This is a genomic window from Paenibacillus oryzae (genome assembly GCF_001675045.1).
GTDB lineage: Bacteria > Bacillota > Bacilli > Paenibacillales > Paenibacillaceae > Pristimantibacillus > Pristimantibacillus oryzae.
Genome location: NZ_LYPA01000065.1, coordinates 220,457 through 240,084, shown reverse-complemented (window position 1 = coordinate 240,084; position 19,628 = coordinate 220,457). Strand labels below are relative to the sequence as shown.

Genomic DNA, 19,628 nt, shown 5'->3' with positions numbered 1-19,628 from the left:
CCCGCCTTCATTTTTTATGGAGTCAAGCTGTTTGCATTCTCCTTGCCACGCATGGTTTCACTTTCAATAAATTCGGTCGGAGAACGTAAAGGTCTGCGGTTGACAAAATAAATGCCAATAAAGATCCCGGCTGCGCCAAGCGCCATCATGCCGTGTATAGCTTCTCCCAGCATAATGCGACTGCTTAATACGCCAAATAGAGGCGCCAAAAATAAAAAAGAACTCGTTTTTGCCGGATCGCCATTAAGAAGCAAATAAAACCATATTGAAAATTGAAGGATTGAACAAACCAGTACCAGCCATAGCAACGTTCCGATAGAGGCAGCGCTGACAAAAAAATGGCCTTTTTCTGTACCTAGACTTAGAAGCAGCAGCATAGCCCCTCCAGCCAGCATTTGATAGGCAGTAAGTACAAATGCGTCCTGCTCGCCGCCCCACCATTTCACCAGCAAGGTGGAGATTGCAAAAGAGACAGCCCCGGCAAACCCGATTGCCGTCCCGGGGCTAAAGCTCATTTGAAAGCCGAAGCATGCGGCAATGCCGAGAAGCCCCAGCAATACGCCGCCCCATTGGCTTAAACGGTAGGCGGCGCCTTCCAGCACAGCGCTAAGCACAATAACGAGCAAAGGACTAGTGAACGTGAGTATGGCTGATTCGCCGGACGTCAGCCATTTCATGCTGTAATAGGCGCATCCCATCACTCCGGCCGTTTGAAAAAAACCGATAACCGCCACCCTCGCCCATTGCCTTCTCCCCTTTGGAAGCGGCCTTTTTCTTACAATGACAGCTAAAAGTACACCGGCGATTACATAACGCAGCCCCATCAGCAAAAACGGCGGGGCATACAGCATGGCAGTTTTCCCGACGGGAAACGATGTGCCCATAATCAATGTAGTTAAAATAAGCAATGAAAAATATTTCAGCGGTTTCATCCCTCTGAGCGCCTTATCTGATCCATTCATAATGCTCCCTCCTTGTTATCCTATTGTAGTGCCGTTCCGCCATCCTGTATAATGATTGTTAGTGATTCAGTAATCATTTAAAATGATGACAATGGCATGGCAAGATAATGAAAGGACTGACTGCAATGGAAAGTGGCGATCTGCGGATTTTTCGATGCGTGGCGCAAGAGGGAAACATGACAAAAGCAGCTGAACGTTTGGGATATGTTCAATCCAATGTTACCGCCAGAATCAGGCAGCTGGAGACCGAATTGGGCACGGCATTGTTTATTCGCCATAACCGCGGCATGACCTTGACCCCAGCGGGAGAGCTGCTGCTTACCTATGCCGTCAAAACAATCGGTATTTTGGATGAAGCCGTTCAGGCGCTGCAGGCAACTGATCAGCCAAGTGGACCGCTCCGGATCGGTTCAACGCAAACGGCAGCCGCGGTACGTTTGCCAAAGCTTTTTTCCCAATATTACAACACGCATCCACATGTTTCTCTATCCTTATCGACGGGCAACTCTCTTGCCCTTATGGATCAGGTAGCGGGCTACGAGCTGGACGGGGCATTTATTGGTTGTCCATGTGATCGCTCCGAGCTTGAAGCCATTCCCGTATTCAACGAGCAGTTATTTGTAATTTCGGCCGTGGGGAACGGCGGTATAGAGGAGCTTGCGACTAAACCGATTCTTGTTTATAGCTACGGCTGCTCATATAGAGAAATATTGGAAAACTGGTTAAAAGAACAGGGTAATCGGAGCCCTGTTATTATGGAATTTGGCACGCTTGAAGCGATTATTAGCGGCGTCGCGTCCGGCATGGGCATTTCATTATTGCCTTTACTTGTCGTACAAAGGGAACTGGCCAGCGGAACCATCCGCGCACAGGCCTTGCCCAAGGAAAACAATACTATGATGACGTATTTCATTACTCGCAAAAACTCGTTTAAAAGCAGTGCCCTGCACGCTTTTATAGATTTGATTTTACAACATGCCCAGCCACATGAAGCTGCTGCTAATGGGGATGAGCAAGGTTAAAGAAAGCACAAAAAAGCAGGTTCCTGGCCCCCGGGGAATCTCCCCTGTTAGCCTTAAGAACCTGCATATTTTTTAATAACCTATATGATGTCGGTTCATCTTGGACGAGCGAATATGCGGCAGCATCGCCGGTCCGCCATACGTCCAATGCGTTTCCCCCATCTCAGGATGGGAAGGAAATATATCACCCTTCAACAGCAGCAAATGGCTGCCCCAATCATCCGAGTACAACCCTTCATGCTCAACCCATTGACCTGACCGGTAACGCCTTGACGCGCTGGCTGATTGCTTAGACTTTACCATTCGCCATCCCCCCTGCCTACTCCTATAGAGGTTGTTAACCTATATTATTACATTCCAAGTATAGGCAAAAGGTGACAGCGTTATCCGCCCAAGCGGACAAAAATTATCGTTTGATCCGTTCGACAACGACAAAAGCGGAGGCTAATCCCCGCTCATGCGTTATCGTGACGTGAATTTCTATAAACTCAGGATTAATTCCCAGCCTGACCCATGCTTCTTCGGCAAGTCCGCAATGGGGCCGGCCGTTATCATCCCGCAGAATTTGAATATCGCGAAAACCGATCAGAGACCCAATACCGCAGCCAAACGCTTTGGATACAGCTTCCTTAGCGGCAAAACGGCCCGCAATAAACTGATGCAGCCGGGCCCCGGCAAGGCCGTCGGCTGTTTTCAGCTCATCCTCGGTAAGCACCCGCTCCATAAATTTGGTTCCATGCCGGCCGCTGGCGGTTGAGGCGATTCGTTCAATATCCGCAAGATCATGGCCTATTCCGATAATCATAGCTCTACCGTTCTAGATGCCGGGGATCGGAGAACGTTTATGCTCGGTCTTCAAATATTGCTTCTCCAGCTTTTCCCGAACGTCAGGAGCAATGTCCTTGCCCTCCAGATAATCGCTGTTGTCGCCATATGTAATGCCAAGCTCGTCCTCGTCCGTTTGACCATCCCAAAGCCCCGCCGATGGAGCTTTGTCCAGCACGCTTTGCGGAACGCCCAAATGAGAAGCAAGCTGGCGTACCTGGCGTTTGTTCAGCGATGCCAGCGGCGTAATATCCACAGCGCCATCGCCCCATTTGGTATAAAAGCCGGTTATCGCTTCCGACGCATGATCCGTGCCAACAACAAGCAAATTCAGGTCAAAAGCCAACGCGTATTGCATAACCATCCGCGTTCTTGCTTTAATATTGCCTTTGCCGCCACGGCTTATATGACGCGGAATGCCGAGATTTTTGAAGCTGTGCTCCACTTCCAGCGCAATTTCGTCAACAGCTTCACCGATATTGGTTTCCGCCGTATGCTTCAAATTAAAGGCTTTTGCAACAGCATAGCTGTCTGCAATATCCCCTTGCTCGCCATACGGCTGGAAAACGCCTAGCGTCATATAGTCCTTGCCGGTTTCCGCGCTAAGCTCATCTGTAGCGCGTTTGCAGAGGCCGGCGGCTACAGCGCTGTCGATACCGCCGCTGATGGCGATTAGCAGACCTGTCGTGCCGGAATCCTGAACATATTTTTTGAGGAAATTGACGCGTTTGACAATTTCCTCGTCTACATTGATGCTTGGTTTTACATTCAACTGCTTAATAATTTGCTCCTGCAGGCTCATGGCTGGCCTCCTGTTATCCGCAATATTTGTCAAAAGCGTCCGTCAAATCGGCAGCGATATCTTCAGCAGAACGATTTTCAATTTGATGACGTTCAATAAAGTGAACCAGCTCCCCGTCCTTCAGCAATGCAATCGATGGAGAAGAAGGCGGGTATGGAGCGAAATATTCACGCGCTTTGGCTGTAGCCTCTTTATCCTGGCCTGCAAATACAGTGAACAAATGGTCAGGGACAACGGTATGGTTCAAAGCATCCGCTACACCAGGACGGCATTGGCCGGCGGCGCAGCCGCAAACGGAGTTAATAACGATCAAAGCAGTGCCTTTGGAGTCCGGAATCTCCGCCTCTACTTCCTCCGGCGTACGCAGCTCCTTAATTCCCAGTCTCGTGAGCTCGTCACGCATTGGTTGAACCATATCCAGCATATATCTTTCAAATGACATCGACATCACTAACACACTCCCTTATGCAACAAGTTTTGTTCCTATTATACCGTCCCTTACGAAAATAAAGCAACCGGAGCCAAACGGCCCCGGCTCCTTTTTCCGACATGTTCAGCCTGGAACAAGGCTCGTTTGAATCATGTGTGCGCCGGTCAGGTGTTAGGCTTGTTTGGCGTTTTGGGCAGCCTGTTTTTGCCCTGCGGCGTAATATCGCCCGTGAGCCCTTTTCGATTGCGCTCGGCCTGTGTTTTCTCCATCATGGAGCTGCTATCGCCGTATTGCTGCTGTGATGTCATATCCTCAGCCTCCAAATCAAGATAGATGCCTCTGCCATCCGGCGCTTTCGCCAGCTTGCGAGCGGAGACTCAAGCCGTATTATGCTCGAAATCGGGTTCCAATATGTTGAAGGTAACAATAAATACAGTGCCTTGTCCTTCCGCGCTTTGCACTTCGATTTTTCCGCGATGGCGTTCAACGATGCTCAGGCACAACGGAAGTCCCAGTCCCGTTCCTCTTGTTTTGGTCGTAAAAAAAGGCTCAAACAGGTGCTTCATCTTTTCCTGGGGAATGCCCACCCCTTCATCCCTTATATGTATGCTGACTTCTTGCTCCGTATATGTAGTGCTAATAGACAAAACTCCCTTTTCCCCCATCGCTTCCATGCCGTTTCGCGCCAGATTAAGCAGCATCTGCTTCATCTCCCGGTCGTTAAGCATCATGCCGGGCAATTCCGGACATAGATTCACCTTAAGGCTTTGGCCTCTCAGATTGGCATCGGCGAGCAGAAGAGGCACAATGTCCTGAATACTGGCATTAAGGGAAGCAAACTCCATTTTGAGCTCGCGATTCTGGGCAAGGGAAAGAAAGTCGTTAATAATCTGATTCGTCCGATCAAGCTCTTCCATTATAATGCGGTAATATTCATGCTGGCTTTGAGGACTCCGCTCCTGAAGCAACTGGACGAATCCCCGAATGACCGCCATAGGATTACGAATTTCATGCGTGATGCTTGCCGCCATTTGGCCCACCAGACTAAGCCGCTCCATCCGATCGACTTCATCTCGAAGCTGGTTCAGCTCGGTCACATCTTTGGCAATCAGGGCAGCGCCAGTAATGCCGCCGTCTACCGTATCATGAATCGTGATAGAGGTGTACAGCAATATTTTTTCGCCCGTTACCTCCGTTATGGTATTTGCGGATTGGCCCTGAAGCGCTTGCTGGAGCAATTCCACGCATATGTGATCGCCATCCTCTTGGAAAACATCCTGAAAACGCTCCCCCTTCAAGCTTTCCGCATCATGATAAGCGGTTCCAAGACTGTTAAGGCCAAGCGACTCCTCGTTAGCATGCGTTATTTGTCCCTGGTCGTTAATAATCATAACCGCCAGCGGCGCCTTATCGATAAATTGCTGCAGCTTCTCCACTTCATTCCGGTAATTGTTCGACAGCTGGTTCACTTTTATATGAAGCAGCTGTTTCTCGTTAATGCTCTCAATAATATAAATGGACAGCCAAATGGACAGCAATATGCCCGATATGCCAAAAGCAAGCTCCACTATCAACGAAGCGGTCCATTCCATTCGCACCTGGTTAATGTATATATTGAGGCTAACAACCAGAACACAGGACAAAACGGCTGTCATCAACAAGCCAATCCGTTCCCGGCCCGAAGCTGCCGCTCTCTGGAAAGAGCGGTAAACAACCAGAAACGTAATCATAAAAAAAATGGTGAAAACGCCAAAGCTAAGCGCTTCCCATATATTGTCCATTTGCGGCAGGCGCGTACAAATATAAAGCAGGCTAAGGCCCATAAATACCGGGTACCCGCCATATAGGGAGCCGATCAAATACGGAACAATCCGGAAATCCACATCGTAGCCATGAACTACCGTTGAGGTCAACACACATAAAACAATTGCTGCCCCGCTCGTAAAGGCTATAAAGGGCTTAAATCCCTTCCAGCCGCGTTCCTTGTCATGCCAAAGCAGGAAGGAGAACACAGGCAGCACGGACAGAAAAAATTGGAGCAGCAGTTCCTTTAGCACTTAAGACGGCCTCCTCCTCAGGAGCATTATTCCGAACACTTAACTTATAGCTGGCGGTTAAGCCAATTCGTCATCGTGCTTAACATTTCGTCTCTTTCCAGATCGTTATGCAGCTCATGCAGCCCGCCGGCCCAAGGCTTCCATTCGCAACGCCCGCCAAGCCCTTCGGCCAGTCGGCGGCTGGCTTCAAACGAGGTAATACGGTCCGCCGTTCCATGCATGAGCAGCAGCGGCACGTTCAACTCCCCTGAGTGACTCCCCGCCCATTCCGACGCCGACTGAAGCTCGGTATAAGCACGCGGCGTTATAATCGTATGGCAAAAATCATCCATTGCCATCGAGGCTCTGAAAGAGGGGCCTTCCCTGTACAAATCCTTCACTTTGAGACCAGTAGTCATGGGTATCGAAGGCAGAAGAACGGACAATTTTTTTCCGATCCATTCTTTAACCGCCGGGGGTTTGAACGCAAGCTGCAGCCATGGGCTTGTCAGAATCAAGCCCTTAATGGACGGCTTGAATCTCAGGCTGTAATTCAACGCAATATTGCCGCCCATGCTATGTCCATAAAGGTATACGGGCAAGCCGGGATGGCGTTTGGCGCATTGCTCCAGCATCAGTCCGGTATGATCCATCATAACGTTGTAGGAAGGCATATGCCCCCTTTTGCCCCCGGAACGGCCGTGTCCATAATGATCGATGGAGAGCAGGACATATCCTTCAGCTGCCAGATGCTCCCCCACATGGCTGTACCGTTCCCCATATTCGCCTTGACCGTGCGATAATGCAATAACCGCTTTCGGCTGTTTTCGAAGCGGTTTCCATTCCCGAGCAAAAAAACGGATATCGCTCAAGCCGGGACAAAACCACTCCTCCCGCTTGACACTATCATTCATTCCGCCTTCGCCTCCCGATTGAGGTATAATGTACTATAGTAAAACTTCCAAAAGTTCAGTTTTCAGTGCCGAGAAGATGGGATGAAGCTAGAAATGGAGTAGCGGAGCTTAGTGTAAGCTAAGTGAGCAACTCCAATGTTTCCGGAGGAAACATACTTCGAAAGCATAGGCTTATTTCGGCTGAATTCCATATTCGATGCCGCCAATGCCGCCTGGCATGCTTCGCAATGGGAACTGATTTTTTGGAATAACCTATATAATTAAATTATACTGTAATCCATCCATTTGGATATAGCGAAAGTTGCAAATGTTGCCAAAAAGGAGCTTTTTACCATGCAATATGATGTTATCGTAATCGGGGCCGGCTCATCCGGCCTTATGGCCAGCGTTGCTGCGGGAGAGACAGGAGCATCCGTGCTGCTGCTTGACAAAGGCAGCAAGCTTGGCAGAAAACTGGGAATTTCCGGCGGCGGACGCTGCAATGTGACAAATGCCAAAGCTTTGGATGAACTGATTAGTCACATCCCAGGCAACGGCAAATATTTGCACAGCGCGTTTTCGGTTTTTAGCAATAAGCATATTATGGATTTTTTTGAGGGTCTGGGCATTCAATTAAGGGAAGAGGACAACGGCCGTATGTTCCCTGTCAGCGGGAAGGCAAAAACGGTAGTGGATGCGCTGGTAGGAAAGGTTCGTTCATTAGGCGTCGAAATCAGAACCGATTCTCCGGTCAAAAAGGTGCTGTACAAAAATGGACGGGCAGTGGGCGTCAAGCTGGAAAAGGGAGAAACGCTGAACGCGGGGGCGGTCATTGTTGCTGTAGGGGGCAAATCGGTTCCTCATACAGGCTCAACAGGCGACGGATATCCCTGGGCGGAGGAGGCGGGGCACTCCATCGTTGAGCTGTTTCCAACCGAGGTTCCGTTAACCTCGCGGGCGCCACTTATTCAGAGCCGGGAGCTGCAAGGATTATCGCTGAGGCAAGTCGGCCTGTCTGTGCTAAACGCCAAAGGCAAAACGCTCATTCGCCATGAAGGGGACATGATCTTTACCCACTTCGGTTTGTCAGGCCCCATTGCCCTGCGCTGCAGCCAATTTGTCGTCAAAGAGCTGAAAAAAAGCGGCAGCGGCGAAGTTATCTGCTGCATTGATTTGAAGCCGGACAAAAGCGCCGACGAGGTTTATGCCGAAAGCCTGGAGCTGTGCCGCATTGAGTCCAGAAAAGCAATAAAAAACGTACTAAAGGGATATTTCCCTGAAAAGCTGGTGCCGCATCTGCTATCAGCCGCAAAGCTTCGGGAGGATATTACGTTTGATAATATACCAAAGCAGGCATGGATGGATTTGTCCAAAGCAGCCAAAGCTTTTCCGATCGCGGTCAACGGCACCTTGTCTATTGAAGAAGCCTTTGTAACAGGCGGAGGGGTCCAGCTTAAAGAAATTGATCCCAAATCCATGCAATCCCGCTTAATGGAGCGACTGTACTTCTGCGGCGAAATATTGGACATCCATGGCTACACAGGCGGCTATAATATTACAGCCGCATTTTCGACGGGCTACAACGCTGGCCGACACGCCGGGTTAAGCGCGACGGGGCAATTAAATGAAGGCCGATGAACAATTTACTATAGAAAAAAACAAACACCGAGAATGCTGACAATCAGCTTCTTGGTGTTTGCTTCTTTAACTAACCTATTAAGGAAGCTCTAGGGCGGTCTGAATACTCAGAGAGGCGCCTCTAGCGGTAAGCAGCCAAGCCTTCATTCAAGCTGCGAGTGTTTGCATATACCTGCTGGTACAGCCGGAAAAGCCCCTTGTAGGTTTCCACCGCAGCCGGATTGGGCTGGTACTTCTGGTCATGCTTGACGAACAGCTCGGCGCACGCCTCCAGGCTCGGGAACCATCCGCAGCCGTAGGCTGCCAGCATGGCCGCGCCAAGGCCGGGGCCTTGTTCGTTTTCAAGCGACACTACCTCAGCGTCGAATATATCCGCTTGCATTTGCAGCCAGGCCGGATTTTGCGCGCCGCCGCCTATCGATACGATTTTATCCACTTTTTTGCCCGCGCTGCGGAACATATCCACGGATTCGTTAAGTGAAAACGTGATACCCTCCATCACCGCTCTGGCAAAATGAATCCGCTCATGCGAACCATCCACGCCGATAAAGCTTGCGCGTATGCTGGAGTCGGCATGAGGCGTACGTTCTCCGACAAGATAAGGGGTAAAGAGCAATCCGCCCGCTCCGGGCTTAACCTCGCCTACGCCGGCCAGAAGCTGGTCGTACGACTCGTCAGGAGCAAAGGTTCGCTTGAACCAGCTAAGGCTGTAGCCTGCCGCAAGCGTTACGCCCATGACATAATAGGCATTTTCCTTGCCATGGTTGAAGAAATGCACCTTTCCGCCAAAATCCTTGGTTTTATCATTTTCATAGGACAAAATAACGCCGGAGGTTCCAATGCTGCACAAAGTCAGCCCTTCCTCCAAAATACCGGAGCCGATAGCTCCGCAAGCATTATCCGCGCCGCCTGCAAATACTTTAACAGAGGCCGGAAGGCCCGTGCGCTCTGCAGCATCCGGCAACAGCGTACCCGTCAAGTCATGCGAATCAACAAGCGGAGGACAAAAGCTTTCCGGCAATTGGAAAGCCTTCAGCAACTCAACGCTCCACACTTTTGCAGCTACATCCAGCATAAGCGTTCCCGCAGCATCGGAGTAATCCATATGAAGATTTCCTGTCAGCTTGTAGCGGACATAATCCTTGGGCAGCACAAAAAGCTCAGCCTCAGCGAATGCTTCCGGCTCATGCTTGCGCACCCATAATATTTTGGGCAGCGTAAAGCCTTCCAGTGCCGGATTGCGTGTAATCGCCAGCAAATCCTCGCCTAATACCGCTTCAATCTCGCGGCATTCAGCCGTCGTTCTTGTATCATTCCACAAAATAGCGTTGCGTACGGGACGGCCTTCTCCATTCAGCAGCACAAGACCGTGCATTTGCCCAGAGAAGCTGATTCCTTCAATCGCCTTTGGGTCAATGCCTTGGGCAGTTGACAGCTCCTTCAGCGCTTCGATCGTCGCTTCAACCCAATCGTCGGGACGTTGCTCGCTCCAGCCGGAATGCTCGTGAAACAGCGGGTAGGCGCGGCTTGCTTCAGCCGCTACCTCTCCGCTTTTAGTAACGAGCAATGCCTTAACCGCGCTTGTCCCCAGATCTATACCTATTACATAGCTCATCCGGGTTTCCTCCGTTTTCCGTTATTAACGCTTAAACGCTGAAAATAACTTCGCTAAGCATCAGACGAATGCGCTCTTGACGGCCGGATTCGTTAACGATCGGATTATTTTGCAATGCGTATTGCTCCAACGATTTCAGCGTGGCTTTGCCGGACACGATGTCGGCGCCAATGCCTTCTTTGAAGCTGCGGTAGCGGTTGTCAACAATGCTATCCAGAATTTTTTCGTCGATCAGCTTGGCAGCGGCTTTCAGACCCCATGCAAAGCTGTCCATTCCCGCGATATGAGCCAGGAACAAATCTTCGGCGTCAAACGAGCCGCGACGAACCTTGGCGTCGAAGTTTACGCCGCCACGGCCGATGCCGCCAGCCTTCAACACTTCAAACATGGTCAGGGTTGTGGAATACAGATCAGTCGGGAACTCGTCGGTATCCCAGCCCAGCAGCAAGTCGCCTTGGTTGGCGTCAAGCGATCCAAGCATGCCGTTAATAGCCGCAGTGCGGATTTCATGCTCAAATGTATGTCCGGCCAATGTAGCATGGTTTGCTTCCAGGTTAAGCTTGAAGTGATCCTTCAGGCCGTATTTTTGCAGGAATGCAATTGTAGTTGCAGCGTCAAAGTCGTATTGGTGCTTGGTAGGCTCTTTTGGCTTAGGCTCGATCAGGAATTGGGCGTCAAAGCCGATTTCCTTCGCATAAGCAATCGCCATATGATACAAGCGGGCCAGATTATCCAGCTCAAAGCCCATATCGGTGTTAAGCAGCGTTTCGTAGCCTTCGCGGCCGCCCCAAAATACATAGTTTTCCGCGCCAAGCTCTTTGCCCACCTCAAGGCCTTTTTTCAGCTGTGCGCCGGCATAGGCGTAAACATCCGCATTGCAGGTTGTGCCTGCGCCATGCACATAACGAGGATTGGAGAACATGTTAACCGTGTTCCACAGCAATTTTTTGCCGGAATGCTGCATTTGCTCCTTCAACAGGGCAACGATGACATCCAGGTTTTTATTGGATTCCTGCAGAGTTGCGCCTTCTGGCGCGATGTCCACGTCGTGGAAGCAGTAGTAAGGGATGTTCAATTTGTTCATAAATTCAAAGTTAGCTTCTACGCGAGCCTTGGAACGGTCAAGACCGTCGTATTTATCCCACTCGCGAACCATTGTGCCTACGCCAAACGGGTCTGTGCCGTTTGCATTGAATGTATGCCAATAAGCAACAGCAAAGCGAAGATGCTCCTCCATCGTTTTGCCCAAAACCACTTGCTTCGGATCATAATGCTTAAACGCTAGCGGATTGTCGGAACCTTTACCTTCGAATTCAATATTGCCAATACCTTTAAAAATGGACATGTAAACTACCTCCCCATAAGGTTGAATGCGTTTTCTTAAAACTTCTCAAACAAAGAATAACACACTTCGACTTAGTTTGTCTATTAAACAAAGTAAGTTTTATGTTATACTGTTTTCAGCTAAAATAACACGAACGGCATATCGCCCATCTAATCTACAAAAAGGAGAATTCACTTTGCCATCGAAACCTACGGGCGACCTTGCGCTTGTCAAAAAATTGAATACCGCAATTGTGCTTGATGCGATTATTGCGCATGCGCCGCTATCGCGCGCAGCCATTTCGGAATTAACCGGACTCAACAAGGCGACCGTATCAAGCCTTGTCCAAGGGTTGATTGACAGCCATTTGGTGCTGGAAATCGGGCCGGGCGAATCCAGCGGCGGACGCAAGCCCTTGATGCTGCTTTTTAATGAAAAAGCGGGTTACGCCGTTGGAGTGGATTTTGGAGTCAACTATATACGCGGCGTATTGGCCGATTTGCAAGGGCAGGTCATTGCCGAAAGCTACAGCCAGCTTGGCAGGAAGCAAGCCGAGCAACCGCTAAATCCGTTAACGGACTGCATTCAGGAGCTGATCGGGCAAGCGCCGGACAGTCCTTATGGTATTGTGGGCATTGGGATTGGAGCCCCCGGCATCGTGGACGCCGAAGGCACCATATTATTTGCCCCTAATTTGAAGCTCAAGCAATTTGAGCTGAGAGCTCAGCTGGAGCTACGCTTTGGTTTGCCGGTTACTGTTGATAATGAAGCCAACGCCGGAGCTCAGGGCGAGCAGCGATACGGCGCAGGACGCAACATCCCCAACCAGATCTATGTAAGCGTCGGGATGGGGATTGGCACAGGCATTATTTTGAACAACAAATTGTTTAAAGGCAGCTCCGGCTTTTCCGGTGAAATGGGCCATCTGTCCATTCAATATGACGGCAAGCCCTGCAGCTGCGGCAATCAGGGGTGCTGGGAGCTGTATGCCTCGGAAAACGCTTTGCTGGAGCAGGCGTCGCCGCTTGGCTTTGAAAGCCTTGAGGAGCTGCTTGCGGCATGCGAAGAAGGCAACTTGGAAGTACAGAAGCTTTTTTCCGTCATTGGAGCGTATATCGGCATCGGCATTGCAGGGATCGTCAACGCATTAAATCCCGATGTTGTCATTTTAGGCAACCGGATGAGCAGAGGCGCCAAGTGGCTCGCACCCGCGCTTGAGGAAGCCGTCCTTAAACGCACCTTGCCGTACAACCGCGAAGGGCTTCAGCTGCTTTTTGCCGAGCTGCAGGAGCATTCCGCCGTACGGGGCGCCGCCTATTACGCTATCAGCCAGTTTTTCTCCAAAATTAAGCGTTAAACTTCCACTATTGAAGGTAAAAGTTCAAATTAACGAAACAACAGCTGACAGCACACATCCAATACGAGATTTACTTAGGATGTGTACTGTCCGTTTTTTTGCCTAGCCAGCAACCAGCCCGCTAATCATTCTTTATATCAACTGCACTTCTTACTGCACTCGATGAACGCCTGCAATCCCGGAGGCATTTCCTTGTATTCTGATTTCGGCTGAGTCGGTTTTGACGATCCCATTGCTATAAAAAACGGTAAAGTCAAACCTGTATTCTCCATTTTTCAGCCCTTTGAAGGAACTATCCCACAGCTCGCCCTGCCAGCTCGATCCTCCGCTTTGAAGACTCTTGAGCTCCGTTTTATACTTTCCGAATGTTACCTCAACCTTTTCGGCTTTTGTATTAGTTCCGGTTGCTGTCGTCGCAGCCTTCAAAATAAACTTTTCTCCGGCCCAAAACACCTCGTAACCTCTTGGTGTTTCAGCGTTGCCGCTTTTCTTTTTATTGTAGTTTTGTCGATGCTCGTTCCAAAGCTCGGTGTGATGGACTGTGCCGGTCAAGCTCAATGGCAAAACCTTAACGATTTTTGAACGGGTAACCGCCTCCGCCTTGCCATCGCTGACTGTCATTTTCATCAGCCAATCACCGATTTGAGCCATTGCAACATTAGGAGCATTGTCAGGATATGCCGTCCCGTTTGGCTGAAAGCTGTAATTATAGGCCGATTTTTTCCCAGCCGGGTCGGTCAGCTCATAAGAAACGCTAAGCGTATCTCGATCCGGATCGGATACGATAGAGCGAAACTGTACCGTATCACCTTCGTAAACCGGCTGCGGTGACCAAGTAAAGTCGGCCGTTGGCGGCTGGTTGGTCTCAATATAGAAGTACCTTACCGTACTCCAATCGCTCCAATCAAACCCGTCATGCACCCGCACTTGCACATACATGTTCGTTTTCTCCGGCAGATCGGCACTGGCCGTCCATGTTTTATCCGCTCCATCCTTACTGCCGGAATCCAGAAGCAGCACGCCGCCGTAGCGGTAAATTTGTACCTGATACCGTGTCTGTGCGTCATTGTCCGCATCGCTGTACGTCCATGTAAACGCTGGCCGCGGCACCGTCACCTTGGTTGGATTGTTTTGATCCGTGCTTGTTGGATACGTCACGTTGGCAACCGGCTTGCGGTTCACAATGCTGATCTCTTGCTCAGCCTGCGCCGTAGCTCCATGCGAATCTGATACCAGCTGCCGGATATTGTACGTCCCCAGCTTATCAAAGCTAATGGTCCAATCGGTACGTGAGCTGCTGCGAATCGCTTCGGCTCCGTTGGCTGTTTTATTACGCACATAATACGTATGCGGCAGCTTCGTCCGATCTCCATCCTCCAAGTCGCTTGCGGTAGAATCAATCGTGACCGTTACACCGCGATACGTGGTCGTATGCGTTTTGGTAAAGCCCGGCGTTGGCGGCGTGTTTGGCGGCGGCAGCTTGTCGATATCCAGCATTCGTACTGTCCAGTTGCTCCATGCTCCGTATTCGTCTTTTACCGCTAGCGCAACCTCATACGTCCCTTTTTCCTGCGGCGTAATTAGCTTCTCCGGCACATAATCGCCGCTTGGCGTAATGTAATAAAACCGCTTCTCAAGGATACCTTTCGTAGCCTTGTAGTCGATGCCGGTTACTTCATCCGAATAATGCGTAGCGGACTCATAACGGTCCGGGTCAACGCTATTATCCGTCCAAAACACTTGTCCATCACTCTCGCGCTGCTGCAGCTCAAAATCGGCAACCGGGCGCCGGTGAACGGTAATCATCCGAACAAACTCATTGGAGTTTTTCCGATAATCATCAAAGGCCATGTCCGGCATAAGATATTTGGGGTTAGGATCATCCCGGCCGCGAAGGGCAACCTTGTAATCGCCTACGTTGTCGAGCTTCAGCTCGCCCTCTGTAATGCTTTTGCCATGTAAGGACGATTGCCCTTGGTTGTTAATGAAACGAACGGTATGGAAAATCGACCAGTCCAGCTCGGCAATCGGGTCCTTCTCCGGATCTTCAAAGATCACGTTGTCCGTCCGGATCGACGCCGCTGCGTCAGCCTCTTCCCAAATGGCATATTGGGTACTCCACACATTGTCGTCCGGCAGCTCCTTGGAGCCGATTTTGTCGAAGTCCACCAGGCCCCTGTCGGAGAACATGCCGAAATAACCATCATCGTATTGCGAATCCGTAACTTCAAAATAAGGCACGCCATCCATGTACACCTTGATAGCTTCCCCCTGCATCAAAATCCGGAAGCTGTAGGCTTTGCCTGGTTGAGCGATAAAGTTTTGCGTACCCAGCACGGTACGATTGCCGCCTGTGTATTTGCTCAAGTATAGCTTCTGGCCGTCTGCTTCCACCGCATAGCGGTTTGTTGGATTCTGCATCCGGAAGGACATGCCCGCCAGCTTACTGTTCACCTTCGGCTGATACAGCGCCATGTTAAAAGCCAGCTCCGCGTTTTTCAGCTTGGTTTTGGATACCCATTGTCCCAATGTAAAAGCATTATAGATCAATGGGTCGGTCGTTGGCGTGCCAACATGCAAAACAGGCACAAAATTGCCGTTGCTGTAGTTGTAAGCGCTGGAGATCGTGATGTACATGCCATCGCCTACATAAAAAGCATGAGTACCCTGATAGAGCCTGGAATTCAGGTTTACATTCAAATCAGATGAAAACTCAGTGCGATACTGATAAGCACCATCTGTAATTTTAGTGTTTTTATCACCTGTGTATCGTGTTTTCCATCCTTCAGCCGTTGTAATATACGGATATTCCGCTCCTCCACCCCCGATGTTTCCATACCAATTTATTCCGATATTTGTCATAGCTGAGGTAAAGGGAACGTAGCCATCTGTACTATAATCACGGACTGCTCCTGTTTTAGTATTGACAAGTTCGTGTTGAATCGTTAAATCCGTCATGTGAGGGTTATACGAATACGAACGTACAAAAATTTCATCTTTCATTTCGTTAATTAGGATGGAAAAATGATGGTTTCGAATATTGCCCATCTTGTAGGTAAAGGATTGCTGGGCATCCCAACTTCGCCCTTTCAATTTGGCTCTCCAAGCGACGGTTAGGTCTTTTTTCCATATTTTCAACAAGCTTAGATAGCCATATTGATAAAATTCATCCTGGGGTGAACTCGTTGCTTCAACAACATACCACGCATCGACGCCCTCAAGCATCCCATCGCTATACCCCGCATCTTTTGCCATACCACTGTTAAACGTCATCGGCTGGCCATACCGATCATTTTGTGTATACGAAGGACGTATAAACCACGGGTACGTTTCAACGATTTTCCCCTGTCGATTTAATTCATAAATCTTACTAGCAGCCCTATCGAATAAAAGCAAGTTATCTCCTTTAGTCGTCAATATTTCAACTTGTTTGCCTTCAAGTGCTCCGGTCGCAAAGGCGCTGGAGATATATTCGCCAGTAAATGCATCGTAGGCGATAATATCTGCCACCCCTTCTTCATAGGAGTATCCGTCACTTGCATAGTAATAGCCGCACAATCGGTAACACGTCCATGTGGCGCTTTGATAAATTGTTTTTTCAGCTACCTTATGACCCCTCACTTGGGCATATTCGAGTGTATTGGTCCTCATAAACTGAGCATTTGTTTTGTCTTTTTTCTGAAATGACCAATAATCCGGATAATAATATTGATCGTAAGTAAGTTTTGGAATCGCTCGAATACTCTCAGGTCCGAGTATAAAATCATAGGGACTGCCATTTGGATAGCTAAATTCCAGGTACATGGCAAATGGGTTGTTATTAGGCATTTGAGTAATGCTGGCATAGCTGCCAACCTTCGATTTATTAAACGCATAGAGCCTTGGATTTTGACTAGCGTAATAATAGTTGCCCCCTCGATCCCTGCCACGATCATTGAAGTAAAAATGGGAGTCATTAGAGCGAATTTCCATAATATTTTCGGCCCAACCTGTATTTGATTTATAAAAATCTGTAGGCTCCCATGATCCTGGCCTTTCACTGTTAAGATAATTATTTATAAGCAAAGGCTGGGTTTTGGCATAATCCAGTCTTTCAATGGCTCGGTATGGACTGAGATTATTGTAGCCAAGCCCCATGTTTTGAAATGGATAAGCCCAATTCTGGTTAACCTGTCCGTGAAAGCCCGTCAGATTTGTTTGGGTCTCGTTCATTTTACCGGTGCTGCCTGCAAGCAGCGTTTTTCCGTTTACATTCCATTTCAACGCGGGCCATTTCATTAAGGTGTTGGAATTGACTTCGTATAGCTTCCATTGGCTCACGATATCCTTCGCATAATAGGGATCAAGCGGCTCCAGATCAGGCTGCTCGTTTTTCCCCTCCATGTCAAACGAAATCGTCGGGGAATCGTTGACCACATCCATGATTAGCAGCTCTTCTTCCTGCCAATCCGTATCTCCCCATTTGCCATAATCCTCGGTTACTTTGACGTAGAAGAGATATTTGCCAACCTTGGTTGGTTTAAAGGGAAGGGCCTTATCGGTTCCTATCAGTAAAGTCACCCACTCGTCATCTTCAAATCCGTTATTTTTGGCATCATATTTGTACTTGTATTCGGTTTTGACGATTTTATCCCCGTCCGGACTATAGGATCGGTTTACAATGTCAGCCGTCTGATTACGCACCGCTAATGATGGTACTTCCAGCTTGGCTACGGGCGGCAAGTCCGGCTCCACGATGAGGGTATGAACACCGGGATCAATGGACTTCAAGCCCTCGCTATCATATACATGCAGCTTGACGTATTCGAAAATGTTGTCTTCGGTTTCGTTAATATATTTGTCCTTTTTGTTTTCCCATTCGTCCCGGGCATGATTGATCTTGCGGCCAACGGGACTGTAGCTCTGGCTGGAGTCAAACAGGTTGTCCGGTACAGGACGGCCCGATTTTACCGTAGCCGGCCCTTTAGCCATCGCAATCGGGTTCTTCGGAATGACCTGAATCCAGGTGGATGCGGTAGACGTCGCTCCCCACTGGTCCCGCATCTGCGCGGACACATGATGATACCCCAGCGTATCCATCGTAATCCGATGATACCCATTCCCATACAAGCTATGCTCGTACTTGGAGGGCAGCTCCCGGATGAACCGGCTTATACTGCCCTCTGTATCGAAGCCCATAAAATAAATATCGTCGCCGTCCGGATCATCCGGCGTTGGAACAGACGAGTCTTCGATGTAAATCAGATTCAGCACCGTACCTTCAACGACCTGGTAAATCGGAATCGTTTGGGCGGCCGGATGCACAAAACCGATCTTGAACCGTGGCGGGCTGTTATCGGTCATGTCGTTCACGGTCAGCGGCTTGGGATTGATCCATCCGGTTTCGCCGCAGCTCGTCTTGATGTTGATGCTGACCGTATGTGTGCCTATTCCGATATTCCACGGATATTTACTGTAGGAGTAGGATGTTTTTTGGTTTTGTCCGCCTGTTTGTGTTTCAGAAACAAACGTTCCTCCGCGCTCGATCTTATATTTATGTGACTGATAAACGCAAGCGTTCATTTGGAAGTTTTTTGGTACAAAGGAAAAGGGTTCACGAAAATTAATAGTGGGAGGAACAATATCGAAGTCGCCTGTAAATGGGGGTGCTTCCTTCTCATACATAAAGGTGACATATGCGTTTGTTTGATTATTCGTTTTTGATAAAGTTACATTGATTGTTAGAGCAGTATTTTGGATGAGCGTACTGCCAAAACCAATATAATTTGTATTGCTGCCTAGTAATTTTCCGTAGTCTCCTGCTTCAACCGGTTCGGAAAATGGCAGCGCCTTATTAAATGGAATTACGCTTTGGGCTGCTGTTGTATAAGAACCAGTTGGTCCAGTACGGACAATGTGCCGGACGTTGATGGTGGATCGCTCTTGCTCAACATCTTCTTTTACCCATTCAACGACCAAATGCTTATCTATATAGCGATAAGTGATCGCTTCTAGCCTAAATTGTAGTGCTGCATACCACCACATCTGACGAGCACCTGGGTTGGCCCAGTCCTTGTAATAACCATTAGCTAAAGAATCGCCGCCGAAGTCTTGTTTGAAGTAGGCGCGTATGCTAGTTTTGCTCAATATATCGTATTTGTTGATGTATTCTGTGGATTTGTCAGCATATCCAATTCCACCATGGATTTCGTTTGTAATTTCTTTAAACCTATCCTTATCAATGCCAACCGGCTTTATTGAATCAAGCACAACCACCTTTTCGTTAACGCTAGGGTTTTCCACATCCCCGTCTATATGGTAATTTCCTTTTTTAGTTAATACCAAGGAGAGAGAATCCTCACCAAAATTTAATGAGTTACAGTTTGGATAAGCTTTTAATTTCCAAGGTTCATCATTTTTTGCTGATGGGCATCCCGCGCTTGTAACGCTTTTCCCATTCCCCATTGTCGCTCTCCAGGTATTACTTCCACCTGATCGGTCCCAATAAAAAATACCGCCATATGATTCAGTATCTGTTGTTCCGACCTTTACGGATGAACCATTCATAATATCCGTCCCAGAAAAGCTTTTTTTTCCTGCCCAATCGCCAGCTGCAGCACGAAGCGATTTTCCATTCACGTCTTCCCAACGCACACTGTTGATGATGTATCCAGGTTTAGCCGGGATCGTGAACGTCGCTTTCCACGTTGCTTGATCACTATAGGTATAAATGTCATCCAACTTT

General features: G+C 49.0%; 14 protein-coding genes. 3 read left to right on the top strand and 11 right to left on the bottom strand.

Annotated elements, in window-relative coordinates; genetic code table 11:
• Positions 1-14: 14 nt before the first annotated feature.
• On the bottom strand, positions 15-962 hold the full coding sequence (locus A7K91_RS17000; RefSeq protein ID WP_068684859.1) for a DMT family transporter: 948 nt from the start codon (positions 960-962) through the stop codon (positions 15-17).
• 125 nt (positions 963-1,087) lie between these two features.
• Here A7K91_RS17000 and A7K91_RS16995 point away from each other — a divergent pair, with 125 nt between their 5' ends.
• On the top strand, positions 1,088-1,984 hold the full coding sequence (locus A7K91_RS16995) for a LysR family transcriptional regulator (RefSeq protein ID WP_068684857.1): 897 nt from the start codon (positions 1,088-1,090) through the stop codon (positions 1,982-1,984).
• 72 nt (positions 1,985-2,056) lie between these two features.
• Here the strand turns inward: A7K91_RS16995 and A7K91_RS16990 are convergent, their stop codons facing one another.
• The 7 genes from A7K91_RS16990 to A7K91_RS16965 form a co-directional block, all read right to left on the bottom strand.
• Positions 2,057-2,287, bottom strand: coding sequence for a hypothetical protein (locus A7K91_RS16990; protein WP_068684855.1), 231 nt, complete (start codon positions 2,285-2,287; stop codon positions 2,057-2,059).
• 103 nt (positions 2,288-2,390) lie between these two features.
• Positions 2,391-2,789: a holo-ACP synthase gene (gene acpS, locus A7K91_RS16985; RefSeq protein WP_068684853.1), complete on the bottom strand. Its 399-nt coding sequence runs from the start codon at positions 2,787-2,789 to the stop codon at positions 2,391-2,393.
• 12 nt (positions 2,790-2,801) lie between these two features.
• Complete coding sequence (nadE, locus tag A7K91_RS16980) at positions 2,802-3,611, bottom strand: ammonia-dependent NAD(+) synthetase (RefSeq protein ID WP_068684851.1); 810 nt, start codon at positions 3,609-3,611, stop codon at positions 2,802-2,804.
• Between the two features lie 13 nt (positions 3,612-3,624).
• A complete protein-coding gene (locus tag A7K91_RS16975) occupies positions 3,625-4,059 on the bottom strand; it encodes a BrxA/BrxB family bacilliredoxin (protein ID WP_068684849.1) in 435 nt (144 codons plus the stop codon).
• A gap of 146 nt (positions 4,060-4,205) precedes the next feature.
• A complete protein-coding gene (locus A7K91_RS26485; protein WP_156739607.1) occupies positions 4,206-4,349 on the bottom strand; it encodes a hypothetical protein in 144 nt (47 codons plus the stop codon).
• Positions 4,350-4,418: 69 nt separating this feature from the next.
• Positions 4,419-6,098, bottom strand: a complete 1,680-nt coding sequence (locus A7K91_RS16970; RefSeq protein ID WP_068684847.1) for a two-component system sensor histidine kinase NtrB — start codon at positions 6,096-6,098, stop codon at positions 4,419-4,421.
• 44 nt (positions 6,099-6,142) lie between these two features.
• Entirely contained in the window at positions 6,143-6,991 is an 849-nt protein-coding gene (locus tag A7K91_RS16965; RefSeq protein WP_068684845.1) for an alpha/beta hydrolase, read from the bottom strand.
• A gap of 333 nt (positions 6,992-7,324) precedes the next feature.
• Between A7K91_RS16965 and A7K91_RS16960 the strand changes: the two genes are divergently transcribed.
• Entirely contained in the window at positions 7,325-8,608 is a 1,284-nt protein-coding gene (locus A7K91_RS16960; RefSeq protein ID WP_068684843.1) for a BaiN/RdsA family NAD(P)/FAD-dependent oxidoreductase, read from the top strand.
• A gap of 121 nt (positions 8,609-8,729) precedes the next feature.
• Here A7K91_RS16960 and xylB read toward each other — a convergent pair whose 3' ends face one another.
• Positions 8,730-10,223, bottom strand: a complete 1,494-nt coding sequence (gene xylB / locus A7K91_RS16955; protein ID WP_068684841.1) for a xylulokinase — start codon at positions 10,221-10,223, stop codon at positions 8,730-8,732.
• Between the two features lie 31 nt (positions 10,224-10,254).
• Positions 10,255-11,568 carry a xylose isomerase gene (gene xylA / locus A7K91_RS16950; protein WP_068684839.1) on the bottom strand — a complete coding sequence of 438 codons (1,314 nt, stop codon included), beginning with the start codon at positions 11,566-11,568 and terminating at the stop codon, positions 10,255-10,257.
• 175 nt (positions 11,569-11,743) lie between these two features.
• Here xylA and A7K91_RS16945 point away from each other — a divergent pair, with 175 nt between their 5' ends.
• Positions 11,744-12,904 carry an ROK family protein gene (locus A7K91_RS16945; protein ID WP_068684837.1) on the top strand — a complete coding sequence of 387 codons (1,161 nt, stop codon included), beginning with the start codon at positions 11,744-11,746 and terminating at the stop codon, positions 12,902-12,904.
• Positions 12,905-13,054: 150 nt separating this feature from the next.
• Here A7K91_RS16945 and A7K91_RS16940 read toward each other — a convergent pair whose 3' ends face one another.
• Positions 13,055-19,228, bottom strand: coding sequence for a glycoside hydrolase family 78 protein (locus A7K91_RS16940; protein ID WP_156739606.1), 6,174 nt, complete (start codon positions 19,226-19,228; stop codon positions 13,055-13,057).
• Positions 19,229-19,628: the final 400 nt, after the last annotated feature.

Coding starts and splice junctions, on each gene's coding strand:
- A7K91_RS16965 (WP_068684845.1), bottom strand. CDS start 6,991: ATGAATGATAGTGTCAAGCGGGAGGAGTGGTTTTGTCCCGGCTTGAGC.
- A7K91_RS16995 (WP_068684857.1), top strand. CDS start 1,088: ATGGAAAGTGGCGATCTGCGGATTTTTCGATGCGTGGCGCAAGAGGGA.
- xylA (WP_068684839.1), bottom strand. CDS start 11,568: ATGTCCATTTTTAAAGGTATTGGCAATATTGAATTCGAAGGTAAAGGT.
- A7K91_RS26485 (WP_156739607.1), bottom strand. CDS start 4,349: ATGACATCACAGCAGCAATACGGCGATAGCAGCTCCATGATGGAGAAA.
- acpS (WP_068684853.1), bottom strand. CDS start 2,789: ATGATTATCGGAATAGGCCATGATCTTGCGGATATTGAACGAATCGCC.
- A7K91_RS16975 (WP_068684849.1), bottom strand. CDS start 4,059: ATGTCGATGTCATTTGAAAGATATATGCTGGATATGGTTCAACCAATG.
- xylB (WP_068684841.1), bottom strand. CDS start 10,223: ATGAGCTATGTAATAGGTATAGATCTGGGGACAAGCGCGGTTAAGGCA.
- A7K91_RS16990 (WP_068684855.1), bottom strand. CDS start 2,287: ATGGTAAAGTCTAAGCAATCAGCCAGCGCGTCAAGGCGTTACCGGTCA.
- A7K91_RS17000 (WP_068684859.1), bottom strand. CDS start 962: ATGAATGGATCAGATAAGGCGCTCAGAGGGATGAAACCGCTGAAATAT.
- nadE (WP_068684851.1), bottom strand. CDS start 3,611: ATGAGCCTGCAGGAGCAAATTATTAAGCAGTTGAATGTAAAACCAAGC.
- A7K91_RS16960 (WP_068684843.1), top strand. CDS start 7,325: ATGCAATATGATGTTATCGTAATCGGGGCCGGCTCATCCGGCCTTATG.